Source organism: Microbulbifer sp., from assembly GCF_036563125.1.
GTDB lineage: Bacteria > Pseudomonadota > Gammaproteobacteria > Pseudomonadales > Cellvibrionaceae > Microbulbifer.
The window spans coordinates 1-21,619 of sequence record NZ_DATCMV010000064.1 but is presented as its reverse complement, the minus strand read 5'-3'; the positions used below and the strand labels follow the sequence as shown (position 1 = coordinate 21,619).

Annotated in this window: 18 protein-coding genes; 8 read left to right on the top strand and 10 right to left on the bottom strand. The window is 59.5% G+C overall.

Annotated features, from left to right (window positions below):
- The first annotated feature begins 7 nt into the window (after window positions 1-7).
- The 4 genes from VIL80_RS04995 (at window position 8) to VIL80_RS04980 (ending at window position 4,357) form a co-directional block, all read left to right on the top strand.
- Window positions 8-337 carry a DUF6632 domain-containing protein gene (locus VIL80_RS04995; protein ID WP_332035048.1) on the top strand — a complete coding sequence of 110 codons (330 nt, stop codon included), beginning with the start codon at window positions 8-10 and terminating at the stop codon, window positions 335-337.
- Between the two features lie 79 nt (window positions 338-416).
- Window positions 417-800 carry a DUF302 domain-containing protein gene (locus VIL80_RS04990; protein WP_332035047.1) on the top strand — a complete coding sequence of 128 codons (384 nt, stop codon included), beginning with the start codon at window positions 417-419 and terminating at the stop codon, window positions 798-800.
- A 372-nt stretch (window positions 801-1,172) separates the two neighbouring features.
- On the top strand, window positions 1,173-3,770 hold the full coding sequence (locus VIL80_RS04985) for a TonB-dependent receptor plug domain-containing protein (RefSeq protein WP_332035046.1): 2,598 nt from the start codon (window positions 1,173-1,175) through the stop codon (window positions 3,768-3,770).
- 113 nt (window positions 3,771-3,883) lie between these two features.
- Window positions 3,884-4,357: a GNAT family N-acetyltransferase gene (locus VIL80_RS04980; protein WP_332035045.1), complete on the top strand. Its 474-nt coding sequence runs from the start codon at window positions 3,884-3,886 to the stop codon at window positions 4,355-4,357.
- 176 nt (window positions 4,358-4,533) lie between these two features.
- On the opposite strand, the gene VIL80_RS04975 is transcribed toward VIL80_RS04980, so the two are convergent.
- Window positions 4,534-5,439: an alpha/beta hydrolase gene (locus VIL80_RS04975; RefSeq protein ID WP_332035044.1), complete on the bottom strand. Its 906-nt coding sequence runs from the start codon at window positions 5,437-5,439 to the stop codon at window positions 4,534-4,536.
- A 179-nt stretch (window positions 5,440-5,618) separates the two neighbouring features.
- Complete coding sequence (locus VIL80_RS04970) at window positions 5,619-7,886, bottom strand: alpha-amylase family glycosyl hydrolase (protein ID WP_332035043.1); 2,268 nt, start codon at window positions 7,884-7,886, stop codon at window positions 5,619-5,621.
- Between the two features lie 277 nt (window positions 7,887-8,163).
- Between VIL80_RS04970 and VIL80_RS04965 the strand changes: the two genes are divergently transcribed.
- The 4 genes from VIL80_RS04965 to VIL80_RS04950 all read left to right on the top strand — a co-directional run bounded on the left by VIL80_RS04965 (window position 8,164) and on the right by VIL80_RS04950 (window position 15,435).
- Window positions 8,164-10,044, top strand: coding sequence for a glycoside hydrolase family 13 protein (locus VIL80_RS04965; protein ID WP_332035042.1), 1,881 nt, complete (start codon window positions 8,164-8,166; stop codon window positions 10,042-10,044).
- A gap of 29 nt (window positions 10,045-10,073) precedes the next feature.
- The gene (locus tag VIL80_RS04960) at window positions 10,074-12,533 is read left to right on the top strand and encodes a glycoside hydrolase family 31 protein (RefSeq protein WP_332035041.1); all 2,460 of its coding nucleotides are present in this window, start codon (window positions 10,074-10,076) and stop codon (window positions 12,531-12,533) included.
- A gap of 18 nt (window positions 12,534-12,551) precedes the next feature.
- A complete protein-coding gene (locus VIL80_RS04955; RefSeq protein ID WP_332035040.1) occupies window positions 12,552-14,468 on the top strand; it encodes an alpha-amylase family protein in 1,917 nt (638 codons plus the stop codon).
- A gap of 127 nt (window positions 14,469-14,595) precedes the next feature.
- Window positions 14,596-15,435, top strand: coding sequence for a DUF3014 domain-containing protein (locus VIL80_RS04950; RefSeq protein ID WP_332035039.1), 840 nt, complete (start codon window positions 14,596-14,598; stop codon window positions 15,433-15,435).
- Window positions 15,436-15,490: 55 nt separating this feature from the next.
- On the opposite strand, the gene VIL80_RS04945 is transcribed toward VIL80_RS04950, so the two are convergent.
- From VIL80_RS04945 to VIL80_RS04910, 8 genes are all read right to left on the bottom strand, one after another.
- Window positions 15,491-16,177 (bottom strand): hypothetical protein, encoded by a 687-nt coding sequence (locus tag VIL80_RS04945; RefSeq protein WP_332035038.1) that lies wholly within the window; start codon window positions 16,175-16,177, stop codon window positions 15,491-15,493.
- A 20-nt stretch (window positions 16,178-16,197) separates the two neighbouring features.
- Window positions 16,198-17,001 carry an FTR1 family protein gene (locus VIL80_RS04940; RefSeq protein ID WP_332035037.1) on the bottom strand — a complete coding sequence of 268 codons (804 nt, stop codon included), beginning with the start codon at window positions 16,999-17,001 and terminating at the stop codon, window positions 16,198-16,200.
- 19 nt (window positions 17,002-17,020) lie between these two features.
- Complete coding sequence (locus tag VIL80_RS04935; RefSeq protein ID WP_332035036.1) at window positions 17,021-17,365, bottom strand: cupredoxin domain-containing protein; 345 nt, start codon at window positions 17,363-17,365, stop codon at window positions 17,021-17,023.
- Window positions 17,346-18,734, bottom strand: coding sequence for an ATP-binding protein (locus tag VIL80_RS04930; RefSeq protein WP_332035035.1), 1,389 nt, complete (start codon window positions 18,732-18,734; stop codon window positions 17,346-17,348). The genes VIL80_RS04935 and VIL80_RS04930 overlap by 20 nt, the downstream gene beginning before the upstream one ends.
- On the bottom strand, window positions 18,731-19,393 hold the full coding sequence (locus VIL80_RS04925; RefSeq protein ID WP_332035034.1) for a response regulator: 663 nt from the start codon (window positions 19,391-19,393) through the stop codon (window positions 18,731-18,733). Before VIL80_RS04925 ends, VIL80_RS04930 begins: the two co-directional genes overlap by 4 nt.
- Window positions 19,394-19,420: 27 nt before the next feature.
- Window positions 19,421-20,101 (bottom strand): tetratricopeptide repeat protein, encoded by a 681-nt coding sequence (locus VIL80_RS04920; protein ID WP_332035033.1) that lies wholly within the window; start codon window positions 20,099-20,101, stop codon window positions 19,421-19,423.
- Entirely contained in the window at window positions 20,098-20,943 is an 846-nt protein-coding gene (locus VIL80_RS04915; RefSeq protein WP_332035032.1) for an SDR family oxidoreductase, read from the bottom strand. Before VIL80_RS04915 ends, VIL80_RS04920 begins: the two co-directional genes overlap by 4 nt.
- Window position 20,944: 1 nt before the next feature.
- On the bottom strand, window positions 20,945-21,619 hold a 675-nt coding region (locus VIL80_RS04910; RefSeq protein ID WP_332035031.1), incomplete at its 5' end, for an iron-containing redox enzyme family protein.

The window sequence follows — 21,619 nt, the reverse complement described above, 5'->3', positions numbered from 1 at the left end:
ATTTGGCATTATCTTCATTGCGGGTGTACCGGCGATGATGATGTTTATCTGGCCTTCGGGCTGGGGCTGGACGCCATCACAGCCCGAATATGAACAGATGATCATGGGTATATACGCGACTTTGGGGGTTTTTTTGATACTCGCCGCGAAGGATCCCTTAGCAAACAAGAGCCTTATCTGGTTTACCGTCTGGTCGAGCATTGTTCACGGCGGCATCATGTTAGTGCAGGCCCTCGCCGACAAGACCGACCATGCAAATTTACTCGGAGATGTTCCCGCGCTATTCCTCGTGGCGGCGGTACTCTGGTACTTGATGCCCAAGAAATCTGACATTTAATAATGTGGTCTGGCAATAATACTATTTGACAAGCCGCGTTAGTTGAGCAGCAAGAACTCTGTACCTAGGCGAGGAAAGCATGTACCACATAGTGGAGACCAATAAGACGTTCGATGTCGCTGCGGGCGATCTCGAGCAGGCGGTCAAGCAGAATAACTTTGGCGTGCTGTATATTCACGACCTGGGAATGACACTGCGCAGCAAGGGCATTGAATTCAAAGAGGAGTGCAAGGTATTCGAGGTCTGCAACCCACTGCAGGCGTCGAATGTGATGGCGCTGGACATGCGACTTAATATGGCCCTGCCCTGCCGCATTTCCGTCTACACCGAAGACGGCAAGGTCAAAATCGGCTATATCAAGCCGGTAGAGATGCTCAGTGCGCTATCGAGCGAACCGGCATTGACTGAGATTGCCAAAGAGGTCGAGGCGTCGATGATCAAAATTCTGCGCGATGCACAATAGCCCCTCTCAACCACAGCATTGGAGCGCGGAATAGCCACGCTTATTGAGCGTTATTGCCACGCCCGCCCTACCGCCGCCGGCGGCCACCCAATGAACCCATCCGCAGTTATCGACAAAGTCGTTTAACGGCGGATGCGCATTCTTATTTTTTTTCATGCGCGAAAATCTTCTATCGCTTTTTCACATTGGCCGCACGATTTTTGGCGCATTTTTCATTTCGCGCACCATATATTGAAGCGGGCAAATATTTGCCCTACTCTGGTGCAGCTTAACCAAAAACAATAACGACAATCGGGTCACATTCGTTTTTCGACCTGACGTCAAAAGCGAGCTATCGATCCCGATTTCATAAAAATAATAGGACCGATGATCATGCGAGAATTCAGAATCAAGGCGCTGACCCTGGCAATCGCCGCGGCCACCGCACTGCCAGCGTCCCTGACGTTCGCCCAACAATCTACCGATGCAAAGGCCACCTCCGATCAGAACGTAATGGAGGAGGTAATCACCACCGGCACCCGCAAGGAAGGGGTACTGCCCACCGAGACGCTCTCTCCGGTAGATGTACTGGGCGGTGACAAGTTTTCCGACCAGGGAAACTTTGACCTGACCGAATCCTTGGCCAAAGTGGCACCCTCGTTCAACACCCAGCGCTTTCCCATCGCCGACGGCACCGCGTTTATCCGCCCGGTTACCCTGCGCAACCTCTCTCCCGACCAGACCCTGGTTCTGGTCAACGGCACCCGTCGCCACCGTTCCGCGCTGGTAAACCTGCAGCTTGCGCCACTCGGCACCACCAATCAGGGCGCGCAGGCGGTGGACTTTGCGGCGCTGCCGTCCATGGCCATCGAGCGCGTGGAAGTACTGCGTGATGGCGCTTCCGCCCAATACGGTTCCGACGCGATTGCCGGCGTGGTGAACGTAATCCTGAAGGACGATGCGGAGGGCTTCAGCCTGTCTGCGCAGACCGGCGAATATTTTGAAGGTGACGGCCAGCGCACTTCCCTGGCGGCCAACGGCGGTTTTGCTCTGGGTGAACAGGGCTTTGTGAACGCGACGATTGAGCACTCGTCCGCGGATAAAACCTGGCGCGGCGCCGCGCGCCCAGATGCGGAATATGTCGGCAGTATCGTCGGCGAAGAAAATGTACCGCTGGACGGCCTCGGTCAGCGCTGGGGTGATCCCGAAGTGGAAGCGCTCAAGTTTTTCGTCAACACCGGCTACTCCCTGAACGACACCACCGAGCTGTACGGAAACCTGGGTTACTCGAAAAACGAGACCATTTCCGACTTCTTCTATCGCGGCCCGGTACTGGACCCCTCCGCGGAATTCACCGCCCGCGACACTTTGCAGAAAGACGCGGACGGGGACTTTATGCCCGATGCGGCACCGCAGTCGCTGGTGGACGAGATTCTTGCCCAGGGCTTGAATCCGGCCGACTACCTGACGCCCGATGGCAGTGGCGGCTTCCTGCTGCGCAACCCGATTTACTCCCAGTTCCCGGGTGGCTATAACCCGGCGTTTGGGGCAGACATCACCGACCTCGCCGCGGTGGTCGGTGCCCGCGGTGAGTGGGCCAATGGCGTCAGCTGGGATGTGCGTGCGCGCAGCGCGGAGAACGAAGTTTCCTACGTACTGGAAAACTCCATCAACGCGAGCCTGGGTATTCACTCTCCCACCACCTTCAACCCCGGCACCCTGACCCAGTCTGAGACCAGTGTGAATGCGGATTTCGTCAAGCCGATCGATGTCGCCGCCTTCTCCTCCCCGCTGAACGTGGCGTTCGGCATGGAATGGCGGGATGAGACCTACAAGATTGGCGCCGGTGACGAAGCCTCCATTGCGGTAGGCCCCACCGCCGCCGTGTTCGGCGTGGGCTCCGACGGCTTCCAGGGTTTCCCGGTGGAAGCCGAAGGCGAATACAGCAGCGTAAGCACTGCCGCCTACGTGGATCTGGAAGCGGATGTCACCGACAAGCTGCTGCTGGGTGCTGCGCTGCGGTTTGAGAATTTCGAGGAATTTGGCTCGACGCTGAACTGGAAACTGTCGGCGCGTTACGACTTCACCGATAACTTCGCCCTGCGCGGCACTGCGAATACCGGTTTCCGCGCGCCGACGGCGGGCCAGGTCAATACGCTTAACGTAACCACCACCGCGGACGCCTCCGGCAACCTGGTTCCGAACGGCACCTACCCGGTCACTCATCCGGTGGCCATGGCGCTCGGCGCCAAGGAACTCACCCCGGAAGAGTCCACCAGCTTTACCTTGGGTGCGGTGTGGAGCCCGCTGTCGAACACCAGTGTCACCATCGATTACTACAACATCGCGATCGAAGACCGCCTGGCGCTGCGCAACAACACCATTGGCGCCGCTGAGGTTTCGCTGCTGGAAGGCGCCGGTATTGCCAACGCGTCGCTGCTGGAAGGCAGTAATGCCAACTACTTCGTCAACGCGTTTGACTCCGATGTATCTGGTATCGACCTGGCGGTGACCAGCGATTTTGATCTGGCCGGTGGCCTGTTGACCGTGGACCTGCGCCACAACCACAACCAGCAGGAGGTCAGCAAGGTTGCACCCAATACCATCAACCAGTCCCGTGTATTCGATCTCGAAAACCAGGTGCCCAGCGATCGCACCACCCTGACCTTCGATTTCGATTCCGGCGACCTGTTCAACGGTTACCTGCGTTTCAACCGCTACAGTGGCTGGGAAAGCACCTTTGGTCTGTTCGGGCCGGGTGACGCTTCCGATGCATCAAGCTACGGCAGTGAAATCCTGGTGGACATTGAAACCACAATCACCCTCAAGGATAACTACAAGCTGTCCTTCGGCGGTGAGAATATTTTCGATGTCCAGGCCGATGATGAAGCCGACCCGACGCTGCAGTTCCTCGGTGTTCGTCAGTCACTGACCTCACCGTTTGGCTTCAACGGTGGATTCTGGTACCTGAGAGCAAGCGCGGAGTTCTAATTCATCCGAGTGTAAAAGGCCTCCCTCGCGGGAGGCTTTTTTTTGGGTTTCCAACATACTACCTTGAACGATTTAAGGCACCTCACTGCCGGACCAGGAGATGTACCCTGACCATGCAAATAATCCCTCTTTCTGAGATTCCACAAGCGGCTGAGACACTGGGCCGTTGGCATTTCGACGAGTGGCACCAACTGTACCCAGAGGAAAGCCTTGCGGATTTCATCGCGGCGCTCCGCGCATCAGAAGTTGCGGTGCCCATCCCTTCGACTTTTGTCGCGGTAGACAACGAAGAAGTCATTGGATCGATCAGTCTGCTGGAGCGAGATATGGACATCGATGAGCCGTGGACGCCGTGGCTGGCAAACCTGTTCGTGCGCCCGGATTACCGTAACCAGGGGGTAGGCAGGCAACTGATCGAGTATTTAATCCGTTTTTGCTACGGTAATTCCGTGAACCGCCTGTACTTGTTTACCCCGGACAGCCGTAGTTATTACGAGGGATTGGGCTGGACACTACTGAGACATCAGGTATACAAGGGGGAAAAGGTGGATATCATGGCTCGCGAGTTGTCAGTGCACGATAAATGAAGAACCGTCATGAACGTAGAAATCGTTGAATTCCCCGAGACCCGTGTCGCCGCCATCGAATACAAGAGGACATGATTACGGATGTCTATCTCCCTCTAAAATAGACACAACTCACTTCCTACAGGAAATATCCGGGACAAAGATCTGGGCATATTCAAATCTGTCCGGACTCATCGTTAATGCTGCGCAGTTGCATCAGCATCTTGCTGGGCCTGCATTATTTCGTCTTGAAACAGCTCCCGCAGGGCATAGCGATAGATATCCGTGCTGTTCGCGGCATGGGTGCCGCCTTCAATGGTATTCAAATAAATATTCCAGGGTGCATTGTCGCGGGCACGCCAATGGGAATACCAATCAAGCGTGCGCTCGCGATTTTCTTTATAACGATCTTCTGTTGCGCTGGACACTACTAGCCTTAGATCGCTGCGCGCAGCTTTCGCAGGCTCGGCGTAGAACTGCTCTGGATGCGGCAGCAGGCTGGGGTTGCCGGCAACGCGCCCCCAGAAAAGGTCCGGGTGGTTAAAGGCGGAATACAGCACCATAAAGCCTCCGCGGCTCTGGCCGTATAACACGCGTCGCGTTGCATCCACCCGATAACGCGTTTCCACCGCAGGCAGCAGCTCCCGCTCCACAAAACGGTGGAAGTCTTCCACTCCACCGCTGCGCGCTCTTTCTGCCCACTTTGTGGAAAAGTCCACATCGCGCCAGTTAGTGGCCGGATCAAAACCACCATAGGCAATACCTACCACGATGGCTTCGGGAATCTTGTCGTCGTAATGCAGGAACAAATGGTTGGCGGCAAGAATCGGGAACAGGGAATCGCCGTCGAGCAGGTAGATCACCGGGTACTCACGTTCAGGGGACTGCTCGTATCCTTCCGGATAACGAACATAAATGTGATAAGGCCGCCCAACAATTTCCGAATCCAACCGGAAATAATCACCCTTTAATGCGGGTAGGAAATCGAGCGGCGTGGACGGTAAATATGCCTCCTCAGCCTTTCGCGTTTGACGTTCTCCACAGGCGGTGAGAAAAGATACCAGAAGAAGAGTCAATAAAAGCCTGGCGATTCGAGCGGTCACTTTATTTTCCTTTTACAGATAGCCTTCGCGCGCAATCGCTATGATGAACGCAAAGGCATCTCAAGGTCTAGGCAACCGCTCACAGCCTGCACAACAAACAAAAAGGGCTCGGGAAAGTCCCGAGCCCTTTTGCTGGCGGCGTTAGTGCACGCCGTACCGTTACGCCAAGATCGTTGGGCTTAGTGCAGTACGATCACCTCATTGGCATCCAGGTTCAGCACCGCGGAGCCGCCGCTCACATTTACCGAATCCCCGCCTACCAGGCTGCTGTACTGGCCGTCTGCCAGCGCCAGATTGCTCACATTGATTGAGGTGCTGCCACCGCGATTGACCGCCACAGTAACCACGTCACTGCCGGCAATACGCTCGAACACCAGAATGTCCTGGTTGAGCCAGCGCTGCTGGTACGTCCCGGAAGCCAGCGCCGGGCTCTGCGCGCGCAGGTTGGCCAGCGCACTGATCATGCTGAATGCCGGCGTGGTCTGGCTGAACGAGGGCATGCCTTCGCGATTGTAGGGATCATGCCCAACCTGGCCGTCGCCATTGGCGGTAAACCAGGTGCTGTTCTGTTCGGTGCCGTAGTAAATGGTGGGGATGCCCGGCAGGGTCATCACCAGTGCCATCCCCAGGTTCTGGCGCGCGTCCGCCAGTGACTTGGAAAAGCCCTTACCGGTGCGGCCGTTGTCCACCGGGCCGGTGGTCTGCAGGAACACGCTGGTGCGGGTGGCATCGTGGTTGTCGAGGAAAATGGGCTGCCAGCTTTCGCGACCGTTCATGGCAGCGGAGCGCGACTCCACATGGGCATTCAGCTGTACCAGTGAGATATCCCCGGCGATGGCCTGCTCGATGTGGTTGCGCAGTTGGAAGTCCAGCAGCTCGGAACCACGTGCCTCGTTCAGGAACTGCATCGACAGGCTCTCGCCGGCACCGGCGCCATACCACTCACCGAACACGTACACGTCGGGGTTCTGCGCGCGCACCGCGCTGGTGAAGCGGTTGATGAAACTCGGCTCGATATGCTTGATCGCGTCGATACGGAACGCATCCACACCGTGACTCATCCACTTCAGTGCCGCGTCGATCAGGTACTGGTCCGCCGTGCTGTTGCCGTTCACCCCGTGATTGAAGTCGGTGAGGTTGAACAGGGTCTTGTTGCGGAAGGCCCAGGGGTCGTCCCACTCGCTGCCACAGGTGGTCGCCGGGTTGCTGTCATAACAGTCGGCAATGGCACCGTTGTGGTGATACCAGGTGCCGTTGTCCTGGTTCACGTCGGTAAGGAATACACCCTCCTTGTACAGCGCACCGAACTCGTACTGGTCGTCCTGGTTGGAGTGGTTGAGGGCGATATCCAGCACCAGTTTCATGCCGCGGGCTTCCATCGCCGCATCCAGCTGGTCCACCAGAGCCCAATCCCCCAGGTGCTCGTCCACTTCATAGAAGTCGCGGCCCCAGTAACCGTGGTAGGCACCGTCGCTGCCGGATGCGTCGATGTTGTCGTTCAGCGGCGTGACCCAGATGGCGGTCACCCCCAGCGCCTGCAGGTAATCGAGCTTGTCGATCAGCCCCTGAATATCGCCGCCCCAGTATTTTTTCCACTCGGACAGGCCGCCGGCGGATTTGCTGCTGGAGGTGGCCGCGGCATTGTTGCCGTTGTCGTTACCGGTATCGCCGTTGCTGAAGCGGTCAACGAACACAAAGTAGATGCTGCGGTTGCGGAAATCGGCCACCGCCGGCTGCACCACTTCACAGCCACTGGAATCGACACTGGCGCCTGCAGGTGTGTTGGGGCAGTTATCCTGGCTGTCGGGCACGCCGTCGCCATCGCTGTCGGCCTCAACTGCTCCGCAGTTCTCGGCGAGGTCGGTGGTGACGCTCACCACGCTGCTGCTGGCACCATTGGCAACGATCTGGGTCCAGCCACTGGCGGCCACATCCTGGGCCGGGAACTGGCTGCCAGCCCAGCTGCCACTGGGGTCGATTTTGAAGCGCGGGCCGCCATTGCCATCGCCGCTGGCGAAGTTGCGACACGCCTCGTATTCGTCGGTCTCGCCCACGCGGACCATCAGGTCGCCGGCCGCCCAGCCATTGTGGGTGCCGCGCAGGTGCAGGGAGAGCGCAGGAGTGACAGGGTCTTCGGCGGGGAGAATGTGATAGTCGTGGGTATCGGTGTAGAACTTGATATCCCAGGTGCCGGCAGGCACAGAAATATTGTTTCCGTTTTGCTGACCATTGGCACCGTAGTTTTCGCTCCAGTCCCCCCAGCGGTCGAACTTGATCTCGCCGGCGCTGGTGAAAACCACGTCGTCGGCCAGCATGGTGTTGCTGCCCAGATCCTGCATCTGGTCGGCCTGCCAGTTGTTATGGGTACCGCGCAGGTACCATTCGGCGTGGGCGGCGGTGCTCGCACAGAGCAGCAATCCGGCCAGCGCCAGAGTTTTCTTGAACATTTTCATCATCTCGCGGTGGATTATTTTTATGTACATCGCCGGGCCAGAGAATGACCCTGTCTGCATGGTCGCGAATTAAGATGGGGCCCGGCCTCCTCCCCGGGTGGGGCGTGGAGAAAAAACGCGCCAGGCCAGAAGCGGGAATTGGCCCTGGTACAGGTGCCGGACTCCCCCTCGGCGGAGGGGGATAACAGCCGCCACCACCTTGGGCACAATGGGGAAAATAACGGGAGACTCTATTCAGAGCTGCTCCATACCGGTCTAACAGGTGCCCGCCATGTCCAAGCCCACAAGCCGCCTGGCCGCCAGCCTGATGTTTGCGCTGACGTTCACCCTCAACCCAGCCTCTGCCGAGGCTGCACAGAGCCCTCAACTGGAGCGCGCCGAGCCGCCATTCTGGTGGACCGATATGGCGGAGCCCAACCTGCAACTGATGCTGCACGGCCGCGATCTCGCCGGTGTGGAGGTCAGTCTCGATTACCCCGGCGTGACCATCACCGGCACCGAGCGCGAGCAGAGCCCCAATTACCTGTTCATCAACCTCGCGGTGAGCGAAAGCGCAAAGCCCGGCACCCTGCAGATCCAGCTGCGCCAGGGTGACTGGCAGCAGGTACTCCGTTACGAGCTGAAGCCGCGCCGCGCCGGTTCCGCCGAGCGCAAGGGTTTCGATACCAGCGATGCCATTTACCTGATCACCCCCGACCGCTTCGCCAACGGCGACGCGGCCAACGACCGCACTGCGGATACCCTCGAGGGTCCGGATCGCGGCAACCCCGGCGGCCGCCACGGCGGTGATATCGCCGGTATGCAACAGCATCTCGACTATGTGGCGCGCATGGGTTTCACCCAGGTGTGGCCTAACCCTTTGCTGGAAAACAACCAGCCCGACTATTCCTACCACGGTTACTCCGCCACCGATTACTACCGCATCGACCCGCGCTTTGGCAGCAATGAAAGCTTCCGAGCTTTTGTAGCGGCGGCAAAGGAAAAGGGCATCGGCGTAATCCAGGACATGGTGCCGAACCATATCGGCAGCGGGCACTGGTGGATGCAGGACCTGCCGGGCCGCGACTGGCTGAACGGGCGCGGCATCGAGAAAGGCGAGTACGAGTACAGCAACCACGCGCGCACCGTGCACATGGACCCCTACGCCAGCCACCGCGACCACCAGCTGTTTACCGACGGCTGGTTCGTGGATTCCATGCCGGACCCGAACCAGCGCAATCCGCGCCTGGCCAACTACCTGATCCAGAACGCCATCTGGTGGGTGGAGTACGCGGACCTCTCCGGTATCCGCGCCGATACCTATGCCTATTCCGATGCGGATTTCCTTACCCGCTGGTCCGCGCGCCTGATGCGCGAATACCCGAATTTCAATATCGTCGGTGAGGAGTGGAGCCGTCAGCCCGCCCTGGTGGCTTACTGGCAGGCGGGCAACAACAACCGCAACGGCTATGTATCCCATCTGCCGAGCATGATGGACTTCCCGCTGTACTACGGCCTGCTGGACGGTCTGTCGAAGCCGGAAAGCTGGAGCGGCGGCCTTGTCACCCTGTACGAGAGCCTCGCCAACGATGTGCTCTACCCTAACCCGAACAACCTGGTGATTTTCCCGGGCAACCACGACACCGCCCGCCTCTACAGCCTGCTGGATGAAGACCCGGGCCTGTACCGCATGGCGGTGACCTATATCGCCACCATGCGCGGTATCCCGCAGTTCTATTACGGCGATGAAATCCTGGCGACGAGTCCGAAGCAGCGCGACGACGGCGCGGTGCGCAGCGATTTCCCCGGCGGCTGGGCTGGTGACAGGGTGAACGCATTTACCGGCAAAAACCTGAGCCGCGAACAGCTGAGTGCGCAGAACTTTGTGCGCACTCTGTTCAACTGGCGCAAACACAAAGACGTTATCCACCGCGGCCAGCTCAAGCATTTTGCGCCTATTGACGGCCTATATATCTATTTCCGTTACGACGACAGTGACACGGTGATGGTGGCGATCAACAAGAGCGACAAACCGCGGGAGCTGCCGCTGGCACATCTCGCGGAAATGCTCGGCAACAAACACACCGCGAAAGACATTGCCGGCGGCAAACCCCAATCCCTGAAAAACCTGGTAATCGCCGCGCGCGATGCGCAGGTGTTTGAAATCCAATAACTCCAATTACCGACAAAAAAAGTTCGACGATGAAAGAGAAAGCAAACAGAAAATCCACCGCACTGGTGAAAAAGCTCGGCCTCGGCCTGTTTCTCGCCGCTGCGCTGCAGCCCGCGATTGCCAGCGAAGTGCGCGAATACCGTCAGCACCATATGCAGGACGGCGCGCTGGTGATCGATACCAGCGACAGCCAGGTGACCCTGACGCCGCTGAACAGCGCCGCACTGGAAGTGCACTACCAACGCGAGGGCATGAAGCAACTGCCCTCCTTTGCCATTGCCCCCAAAGCAGCACAACTCAAGGCGGATGTGCAGGCACAGCTGAGCGTGTCCGAAGATGCGCTGCGCCTGGTGCTCGGCGACCTCACCGCGGTTATCCACAAGTCGCCGTTCGCCATCGAATACCAGCGCAACGGCGAACCGCTGCTGGCGGAAGAGCACGGCTTTTTCGCCAACCAGACCATGCGCGGTTTCCGCTTCGCGCTGCAGGAAAATGAAAAACTGATCGGCGGCGGCCAGCGGGTGCTGGGCATGGACCGTCGCGGGCAGCGCCTGCCGCTCTACAACAAGGCCCACTACGGCTACACCACCGAATCCGAACAGATGTATTTCGGCCTGCCGGCGGTGATGAGCAGCAACAAATACATCCTGCTGTTCGACAACAGTGCCACCGGCACCATGGACCTCGGCGCCAGCGAACAGGACGTGATGCAGTTCGAGGCGGTGGCCGGGCGCAGCAGCTACATCGTAGTGGCGGGCAACACCTATCCGCAGCTGATCGAGAACTACGTGGATGTCACCGGCCGTCAGCCGATGCCGCCGCGCTGGGCCTTCGGTAACTTCGCCTCCCGCTTCGGTTACCACTCCGAGCAGGAAGTGCGCGATGTGGTGGAGAAATTCCGCGAAGAAGATTTCCCGCTGGACGCGCTGGTGCTGGATCTGTACTGGTTCGGCCCGGATATCCAGGGCCACATGGGCAACCTGGCGTGGGACAACAAGGCATTCCCCACCCCGGTGGCCATGATGTCGGACCTGAATAAGCAGGGTATCAACACCATCCTGGTTACCGAGCCGTTTGTGCTCTCCACGGCCGAGCGCTGGGACAGCGCGGTAGCCGCCAATGCCCTGGCGAAAAACCTCGCCGGACAGCCGAAAAAATTTGATTTCTATTTCGGCAACACCGGCCTGATCGATGTGTTCTCCGAAGACGGTCGCGACTGGTTCTGGAATATCTACAAAGATTTGAAAGAACAGGGCGTTGCCGGCTGGTGGGGCGACCTGGGCGAGCCGGAAGTGCATCCCTCCGACACCGTACACGCGGTGGGCATGGCGGATGAAATCCACAACGCTTACGGCCACCGCTGGGCGCAGATGCTGTTCGACGAGGAAAAAGCGGCGAACCCGGAGCAACGTCCGTTCATCATGATGCGCGCCGGTTTCCCCGGTTCCCAGCGCTTCGGCATGATCCCCTGGACCGGCGATGTCTCCCGCGAGTGGGGCGGGCTCAAACCGCAGGTGGAACTGTCACTGCAGATGGGCCTGCTGGGCTTCGGCTATACCCACTCCGACCTCGGCGGTTTTGCCGGTGGCGAAAAATTCGATCGCGAGCTGTATATCCGCTGGCTGCAGTACGGTGTATTCCAGCCGGTGTACCGCCCGCACGCACAGGAGCACATCGCTCCCGAGCCGGTATTCCACGACCGCAAGACCCGCAACATCACCCGCGAGTTCGTCAAACTGCGCTACCGCCTGCTGCCCTACAACTACACCCTGGCGTTCGAAAACAGCCAGACCGGCATGCCGCTGATGCGCCCGCTGTTTTTTGACAACGAAAACAACCTGGCGCTGATGGACAACAAGGATGCCTACCTGTGGGGCAACGACTTCCTGGTGGCGCCGGTCACCGATGAGGGCGCCAGAGAAGTGGCGGTGCAACTGCCCGGCGGCGTGTGGTTCGATTACTGGAATGACAACCAGTACGGTGGCGATATGGCGCGGGTAAAAGTGAACCTGAAAACCATTCCCGTACTGGTGCGCGCCGGTGCATTTATCCCCACCGTGCCGGACATGAAAAATACCCGCGAATATTCCAGCCGCGAGCTGCGCCTGGATTACTACGCCCACGAATCCGCGGCGCAGTCCTCCGGCTATATCTACGAAGACGACGGTGTAACCGCCGACGCCTTTGCCAAAGGCCAGTATCAAAAACTGATGTTTGCCGGTGAGCGCAGCGATGACGCCACCCGCTTCACCTTCACCCGCGAAGGCGACGGCTACACCGGCGCACCAGAAGGCCGCAGCATCGAACTGGTAGTGCACAACTGGCAGCAGGTGCCTACCGCGATAAACGCAGGAGAGCAGCCGCTCACTATCGTGAACAGTGGAAAGCAGTTGACCGACAACGCCGCCTGGTACGACAAGCGCGCCAAAACCCTGCACGTGAAATTCGCCTGGGACGGAAGCGCGCTTCCTCTCACCGTCAGCCACTAAAACAGAACGACACTGACCATGAAAAGATTTTCCCGACTGATTCTGGCATCGAGCATTGCCCTGCTCACCGCCTGTGGCCCCGAAGCTAATGCACCGGCGCAAACCAGCGCGCCGGCGACATCCACTGCCGCTGCAGAGAATGCAGCGAGTGTTGCACAGGTCTTCGGCAAACCGGTGATCTACCAGGTGATGACCCGTCTGTTCGGCAACACCAACCCCACCAACAAGCCGTGGGGCACCATCGAAGAAAATGGCGTGGGCAAGTTCAGTGACTTCACCCCGCAGGCGCTGGCAGAAATCCGCGCACTGGGTGCGGATTACATCTGGTACACCGGCGCCCTGCACCACGCACTGGTGCGCGACTACACCGACTACGGCATCGCCAATGACGACCCGGATGTGGTGAAGGGCCGCGCGGGTTCCCCCTACGCGATCAAGGATTACTACAGCGTGAACCCGGACCTGGCCAGCGATCCGGCCCAGCGCATGGAGGAGTTCAAGGCGCTGATCCAGCGCTCCCACGATGCCGGCCTCAAGGTCATCATCGACATCGTTCCCAACCACGTAGCGCGCAACTACCAGTCATTGGATAAGCCAGACGGCGTGCGCGATTTCGGTGCCGATGACGACACCAGCGTGGCCTACGCCCGCGACAATAACTTTTACTATGTGCCCGGCGAGTCCTTCCAGGTGCCGGTGGCGGAAGACGGCTACCAGCCGCTGAACGGCGAAGCCCATACACTGGTGGATGGTGAGTTTTCCGAAATGCCGGCCAAGTGGACCGGCAACGACAGCCGCGCGCCGCAGCCCGCGCAGGGCGATTGGTACGAGACCGTGAAAATCAATTTCGGGGTGCGCCCGGATGGCAGCCACGACTTCCCGGCACTGCCGGCGGAATACGCGCAGAAAGACTTCCGCGCCCACGCCGAGTTCTGGGCCGAACAAGATGTACCAGATACCTGGAAGAAATTCCGCCAGATCACCGATTACTGGCTCGCCATTGGCGTGGACGGTTTCCGCTACGACATGTCCGGCATGGTGCCGGTCGAGTTCTGGAGCTACCTCAACTCGTCCATCAAGATGCAAAAGCCGGACGCCCTGCTACTGGCGGAAATCTACGAGCCGGAGGTGTACCGGGATTACATCCGCCTCGGCAAGATGGACTACCTGTACGACAAGGTGGGTACCTACGACGCCATTCGCGCGGTGATGGAAGGCAAGGCCGGCACCGATCCGCTGGTGGATATCCAGCAGAGCCTGGACGGCATCGAGGAGCATATGCTGCGCTTTATGGAAAACCACGACGAGCAGCGCATCGGCAGCCCGGAATTTGCCGGCAATCCGCGCGCCGGCATTCCCGCCATGGTGGTTTCCGCCACCATCAGCGGCGCCCCCACCCTGGTCTACTTTGGCCAGGAACTGGGTGAACCCGGTGCCGGCGACGCCGGCTTCGGCAAGGCCAGCCGCACCACCATTTTCGATTACTGGTCCGTGCCCAGCATTCGTCGCTGGAACAACGATGGCCAGTTCAATAGCGCACAGCTGAGTGAAAGCGAACAGTCACTGCGTGCGTTCTATAGCAAGCTACTGAACTTCTCCCACCAGAGCCCCGCCCTCACCGGCGAATATCTGGACCTGCACCGCTACAATCGCGAACACGGCGAAAACTACGGCGAGCAGCACTACAGCTTCGCGCGCTGGAGCGGTGACGATCGCCTGCTGGTGATTGCCAACTTCGCCGCTGCAGACACAGCGGCCAAGCTAAAGATTCCCGCAGAACTGACCAAGTCCTGGCAGCTCGCGCCCGGTAAGTACACCCTTACCAACCAGCTGCAGCCAGGCAGTGTGGAACTGACCGTAGCTGAAGATCTCACCGGTACCGCGCAACTGGCGCTCCCCGCGCTGTCCGGCCAGATCCTCAAACTCACCCGCTAACCTCCCTGCCGGGGCGCTGCGGCGCCCCGGTATCCGAAACCTTCCCGACCTGATACTGTCTTAGACCTCACAGTCAGTGCATTACACTGATTTTTAGTCTTGCGGGATCAACGGGAGGAAATTGACGATGGGTAGTACCTTCAAAGACTGGCTGATGGCACTGGTGGTGTTGGCAGCCGTGATGTTTGGCATCTACTGGTTTGTAATCCGGGATGTGCCCAAACCCGATGTCCCCGCCCCGGTAACCGAACCGGCACCGCAAACCAAACCCGCCGTCGATCTCGAAGAACCCACCGAGCCGGTCATTCCGCCGACACCGGAGCCCGCCGCGCCCAAAGAACCCCCGCGCAAACTCCCCGACCTCAACGACAGCGACAGTGAAGCCCGCAAGGACATCATCAGCCTGTCCGCCGATGGTGCACTGGCCGATTGGATCGTGCCGGACGAGGTGGTGCGCAAGTGGGTGGCCTTGGTCAACACCGCCACCAAAGGCGACCTGATGCCGAAGAACCGCCCATTCAACAATCTGGAGGGCAACATCGCGGTCAAGGAACTGGAAACCCGCACCGATGGGCAGAAAGTGTATGTGCTGTCGCAGGAAAACTATCAGCGCTACGAACAGCCCGTGCGTCTGTTCGCCATGGTGGATACCGACAAGGCCGTTAGCCTCTACCAGTTCTGGTACCCGCGCCTGAAACAGGCCTATGGCGAACTGGGCCTCAAGAACAAAAACTTCCACGCCGCCGTAATGGCCGCCATCGACCAGGCTCTGGCGGCACCGGAAATCGAAGGTCCGATAAAACTGGTGCGCCCAACGGTCTACTACAAATTTGAAGATGAGAAACTGGAGAAAATGCCGGGGCTGCACAAACTGATGATCCGCATCGGCCCGGATAATGCCGCGCGGGTGAAAGAGAAACTGCGCGAGCTCAAGGCCAGTCTACAGAACCTGCCCAGCGACGAATAAGGCAGATAAGATAACAACACGGATTCCGGTGGCATTCGCCACCGGATTTCAGCGGTTAGAAAAATTCGTATTCCCACAGTAACCGCAGCGACTGGTCCGGGCTCTCATCGGTGATCCCGAAAATCAGGCCAAGCTCCCAGCGAAACTGGCGCCCCTCTTCCAATCGCCAGGCACCCAGCGCCACCGGGCCGACGCCAAGCAAGTCCTCCGCGGCATAGAGTTCCACTGCCGGTTCAAATTTTTCCGTGTAGCGATAGCGCATCTGGCCGCGAAATTCGGTTTCAAACTCGTCCTCTTCACGCCCCCACTCGTAAATAAGGGCGAAGTTTCCGATACCAGTCCAACGACCCCAGTCTTTGGCGGCGATGACCGTTGCCGCGGCTTCCCACTGGTTTTCCTCATATTTGCGTTCGAGTTCGAACAGCATGCCCCAGTCTGCGGAGTATTCTCCCTGCTCGGTGAGCTGCCATTTCGCTTCCAGTTCTGCGGCTTCGATATCGAACCCCTCACCCGGTCGCTTTTCCCCAATCGCATAGATTTCACCAAACCAGTGATCGGAAAAGCCGTAACCGACACTGAAGTGGTGCTGCCACAGCCCATTCAACTCTTCCTCGTCGCTGTCGCGCGTGCGCACCGCACGCCATTCGATTTCCGTTTCCTGGGGCTCCACGTAGGGGTCGTAAACCTTGTCTACCAACTTGCCGTCGGCCAGCGCGGGAATGCCGGGCAACAGTGCCGCCATGCAAATTAGCCGTCGCAGAATCATCCGTTTAATCCTTTTTCTGGCAGCGAGCGCGATTTGGCCCAGGCCGCAAACAAGAGCGTCGCCATCAACGACATTCCCCCGAGGTAGGCCGTGACCGCATTGCGCGTGGGTGTGGCTTCATAGCCAAGCAGGGAATAGAACAGTTGGCCCAACAGGGAATTCTCCGACAACAACGCGGAGGTGTCCCACAGTGGTACTTGTGCGGGAAGCCAGTCCGCCTGCTCGAGCAACTGTGTCGCCTGCAGGCACAGACCTGCCGCCACCAGTGTGAGCAGGACCAACACCACCAGCAGACGCCGGTTTTTCGGCAACCCCACCAGCAGATAATAGAACAGTGCGCCGATACTGAAGCCGATGCCGCCACCAATCAACGCGCCCAGCAGCACGCTTTGCAGCAGATCGGCCTGGTGACGGAACGCCATCAGATATACATAGACTTCCGATCCCTCACGCAATGCTGCCAGTGCCACCGCAAGCACCATGCTCCACTGCAACAGCGGTAAAAACTGCTGCCGGCCTGTGCGATTCCAGATCAGCAGTATGCCCACCAGCAGCAGCAGCCCGTAAATGGCAAACTGCATCGCCGCATTCATCAGCTCCTGGCCCATACCGTCGAAGGCTTCCGAAACCGCGCCGATTCCAGCACCGTAGGCAATGGAGCCGAGAATTCCGCCGGCCAGTGCCATGAAAATCCAGCGCATCTGCAAGCCCAGGTAGTGACTCATGGCGAGCAGAATGCTGAGCAGCAGCGCCGCCTCCAGCACCTCGCGCAGCACCAGGATGACGCTGGTCAACAGCATATGGTTTTCCCTCGCATCATCATTCTGCAATCACCTTGCCCTGGGCGGTCTTCGGGTTGAATTCGCCAAAAAACGGGTACTCACCCGGTGCCAGCGGCCCGATAAAAATAACGGCCTTCTGCCCGCCCATGATGACTTTTTCCCGGTTGAGCTCGTAACTTTCAAACTCTTCCGGGGTAGCATCGCGGTTCACTACAATCAGTTTGATTTTGGTGTTGGCGGGCACTTTGAGTACCGACGGATAAAACAGGTGATCGCGGATCTCCAGTTGCAGTTCCGGATATGCGGCATTTACCGGCAGCGCCGATGCCAGTGCCAGCGCGGCGATAAACGCAACAGCGAGATTACGAAACCAGGTTTTCATCAGCGACCTTTTCATACTTGATTCCACGCTCAACGCTTTTTGGCACAGGGAAATGCACCGCTACCGCGAGTCCCGGTGCCTGCGCATCGCCAAGGGATGACGGCCCGAGCACGACCTGTGCGTGATGCAGCTCGGCAATATGATGCACGATGGAAAGCCCGAGGCCACAACCGGGCACGCGGCTTTCATGACGGTCACCACCCACCCGGTAAAAGCGCTCGAATACCCGCTCGCGCTCTTCCTGGGGAATACCCGGGCCGGAATCCTGAACCTGCAGCACCACCGCATCTCCCTGCCGCTGCACGTCCACCGCGATCCTGCCGCCCTGCGGCGTGTATTTGCAGGCATTGTTCAGCAGGTTCTGCAGCAACAGTACCAGCGCGAACTGATCGCCATCGATATACGCAGTATTTCCCAGCAACTCTATTTCCTGCTCGCGGCGGGCAAACGCCGGGTAGAGCTCGGCAATCACGTCCCGCGCCAGCCGGTGCAGGTCGATGGATTCGAAACGCGCCGGGTAATGCTCCGGAGTCATCCGGAACAGGTTGAGCATCTGCTCCACCAGGTGTGCCATGCGCGCGATGCTGTCCTGCAACTGCTGCAGCGACCCCGGCGTCGCCACCGCGCTGTTTTGCAGCTGCCTCGCCAGGTTGTCCGCATGTACCTGGATGGCGGCGATGGGTGTGCGCAGTTCGTGGGCGGCATCGGCGGAGAAACGCCGCTCACGGTCAAACGACGCCTGCAGGCGTTCGAGCAGCGCGTTGGTGGAACGCACCAGCGGCAGCAGCTCTTCCGGTGGCGCCGCCAATGTCAGTGGGGCCAGGTCTTCCGCGCGTTTGTGGCGCAGTTCGTCGGCCAGCTTCTTGAGGCTGGCGAGACCGTGGCCGATCACCAGCCAGATCAACAGTCCGGCCACCGGCAGGCCAATCAGGATCGGCATTACCGACTGCAGCACCACCTCATCCGCCAGGCGAAAGCGTAGGTCGACCCGCTCCGCCACCCGGATCGAGCGACCATTTGCGGAGGGGCGGCTGTATACCCGCCAGCGAAACCCTGAAAAATTCTGCTCGCTGAATCCCTCCTGTGCGTCGCCAATGGGCGTTGCCGGTGCGTTGTCGGAGCGCATCAGCAATTGCCCGTCGGCGGACCACACCTGGAAGGCTTGCAGGTCGTTTTCTTCTATCACCTGCGGCGCAGTCTGGTCGATGGGGATCGCCGCCAGCAGCAGTGCGGTAGCCGCGATCTGGCGATCGAACAGGCGCTCCGCCTCCTGCATACTGGCGCGATACCCGTGCAGCGCGGCGATAAAATTCACCAGGGTAATGGTGGACAGCAGCGCGATCAGCAGGAAGATACGAATGGACTTCAACGGGAAGGCCCCAGCTTGTAGCCGACGCCGCGAATGGTGTGGATAAAATCGCTGCTGATTTTTTTGCGCAGGTTATGGATGTGCACATCCACCGTGTTGCTCGCCACGGACTCGCCCCAGCTATAGAGTTTGTCCTCGAGCTGTTCGCGGCTGAGGATATGCCCAGGGCGCTCGGCCAGTGCACGCAGCAGGCTGAATTCACGGCGCGAAAGGCGTACCGGATTTCCCCCGTGGGAAACCGAGTGGGTGGCGAGATTGATGACCACATCGCCGATGACCACTTCGGCGGAACCACCGCTGGCGCCGCGGCGTTCCAGCGCGCGCAGGCGCGCCAGCAACTCGTCCACCGCAAATGGCTTGGTGAGGTAATCGTCGGCGCCCGCATCAAGCCCCTGTACTTTTGACGGCAGGTCGTCGCGGGCGGTGAGGATCAGTACCGGGGTTTTAATCTGCTGGCCGCGCAGGGATCTCAGTACCGCCAACCCGTCCATGTCCGGCAGGCCGAGATCGAGTACCACCAGGTCCGGCTGCGCCGCCACCGCGAGTGAGACGCCCTTGCTGCCGGACGGGGTGTGGTCGACCGCGTAGCCAGCGTGACGCAATGCGGTGGTGATTCCTTCCGCCAGGGAATGATCGTCTTCAATCAACAGTATCCGCATGCATCACCGTCGGTCGTTATTCCTTTATTAATGCAGCTTTTGCTGGATTTTCGCCTGCAGTTGCTTGATCTGGCCGAGACGTCCTTCGCTCGCCACCGGGCGCTCCAGGTCCGCGGGGCCATGCTCGGCGCGATTCGCGTAGGCCATCGCCTGGGCGTAGTCCTTCTGCTGGAAAAGATAGTCCGCATAAAAGTAGTTTGCGTCCATGTCGTCGGCGCCGTATTCCAGCCCCTTCAACAGCAAGGTCTGTGCCTTTTTATCATCACCAAAGCCAATGGGCCAGCCGGGCACCTGGTAATACAGCGAGCCGAGGCTGGTATAAGCCGCGCCATCCAGCACACTGCCGTCGAGCGAGATAGCCTTTTCCAGATCCGCCTTCGCCGCCTTGACGATGGGCAGCGCACCAATCCCGCCCTTGGCACCGGCGTGGGAGGCGCGAACAATTCCGCTCCAGGTCCACACCGCGGCGTTATCCGGGTAGCGGGCCGTCAAGGTACCGGCTTTTTCTGTCAACGCCGCGAGTTTGTCAGCGCGCTGCTTTTCCGGTGTACGGTACTGGATCTCCGCCCAATGACGCTGCAAATCATGTACTTCCTGCTCGGCGGTCTGCGCCAGACCCGGCGTCGACGCTGCGCCGGCCAGTAACAACAACAGGCCGCGCAGACACGTGGTGAGCTTTGCTCTGATCCCGGTGGACTGAGTCATCATGGAGTTTCTCCTTGTGGATGCTGTAGATGGTTTTGCTCTGCGAACCGGCGAATCACCGGCATTTTCTTCACCAGTGCACCGTCTACCAGCGAGGGCAGCAGCGCATTGACCTTGATAAACAAACGCTCCGGCCAGCCCATAAAGCGACGCGCACTGCGCCTGCCCTCGAGCAGCGCCACACACTGCTCGGCCACCAGCTGCGGCGAATCCGAGCGGTTGCCCAGTGCGCGGTTGAGGCTTACCACCGCATCAGTATTCAGTGAAGTATCCACTGCCCGCGGGGCGAGGTAGTGGACCTTTACCTGGCTGTCGCCGAGCTCGCGACGCAGCGCCTCGGTAAAGCCGTGCAAACCGGATTTACTCGCACCGTAGATGCTGAAGCCCGGGTGACCGATATGCCCGAAGGCCGAGCCGATATTGATGACCGCGCCCTGTTTGCTCCGCTGCAGTAGCGGCAACAGATCGCGGGTAAGCGCCATCGGCACCAGCAGGTTGGTTTCGAGAATCGAGCGCATGGCGGCATCGTCGGTATCCGCGAGCAGCGCAAAGCGGGCGACGCCGGCGTTGTTGATCAGCACATCCACACCACCTGGCAGCGAGCGGCAGGTGCGCAGCAGTTCGAGGCGCTGCTGCGGATCGCGCAGGTCCGCGGGCACCACCAAATGTCGATGCGCGTCGGGCAGCGAGTTGCACAGCTGTTCCAGGGCCATTTTATTGCGCCCCTGCAGCAGCAGGCGGTGTCCGCGTGCGGCCAGGCTGTGCGCCAGCGCATTGCCAATTCCGCCGCTGGCACCGGTGAGCAGGATGTTCAATTCGTTTCTGGCTTTATTGGCGGCACTCATATCAGGCGACCTCCGCCAGCGCACAGTTCGCCGCTACTTCTCGGAAAATATCCGCGTACAGGCGGTAGATGGCACGCGCGTTGTGCACGATGGCGCGCTGGTCTTCGGGGTTTTCGATCTTGTTCATCAGCCCCTGGAAAAATGCCACGTGCCCCACATCCAGTGCACCGTGGGAGCTCAGGTAACTGAATGCCTTGTTGGGCAGGTTCAGGGATTTCTGGATAGCGCCGGCCGCCATATCCGCGAGCTGGATACTGGTGCCTTCCAGCACATTCACCATGCCGAAAAAGCCGAGTGGATTGCCGCGGGCGATGGTGTCGTAGGCGTAGGCCACCATCAGTTCGGTACTGAAATTCGGCTTGCTGCGGCGCACGGCTTCGGCGTCTGCACCACAGGCTGCGATGTCATTCAGGATCCACTCCTGGTGGCCGATTTCCTCCTCGATGTACTCCGCCAGTGCGACCCGCAGCCACTCCTGGCTTTCGGTCAGGCGGCTGCCGCAGGCCATCATCAACGGCACCGTGTGTTTCACATGGTGGTAGGCCTGGGAGAGAAATCCGACGTATTCGTCGAGCGAGATTTCGCCGCGCGCGCCGCGCTGGATCACGGGCAGGCTGAGCAACTGCTTACGTTCCGCTTCGGTCTCACGCTGTAACTGGTCGAAGAAATTCATCAG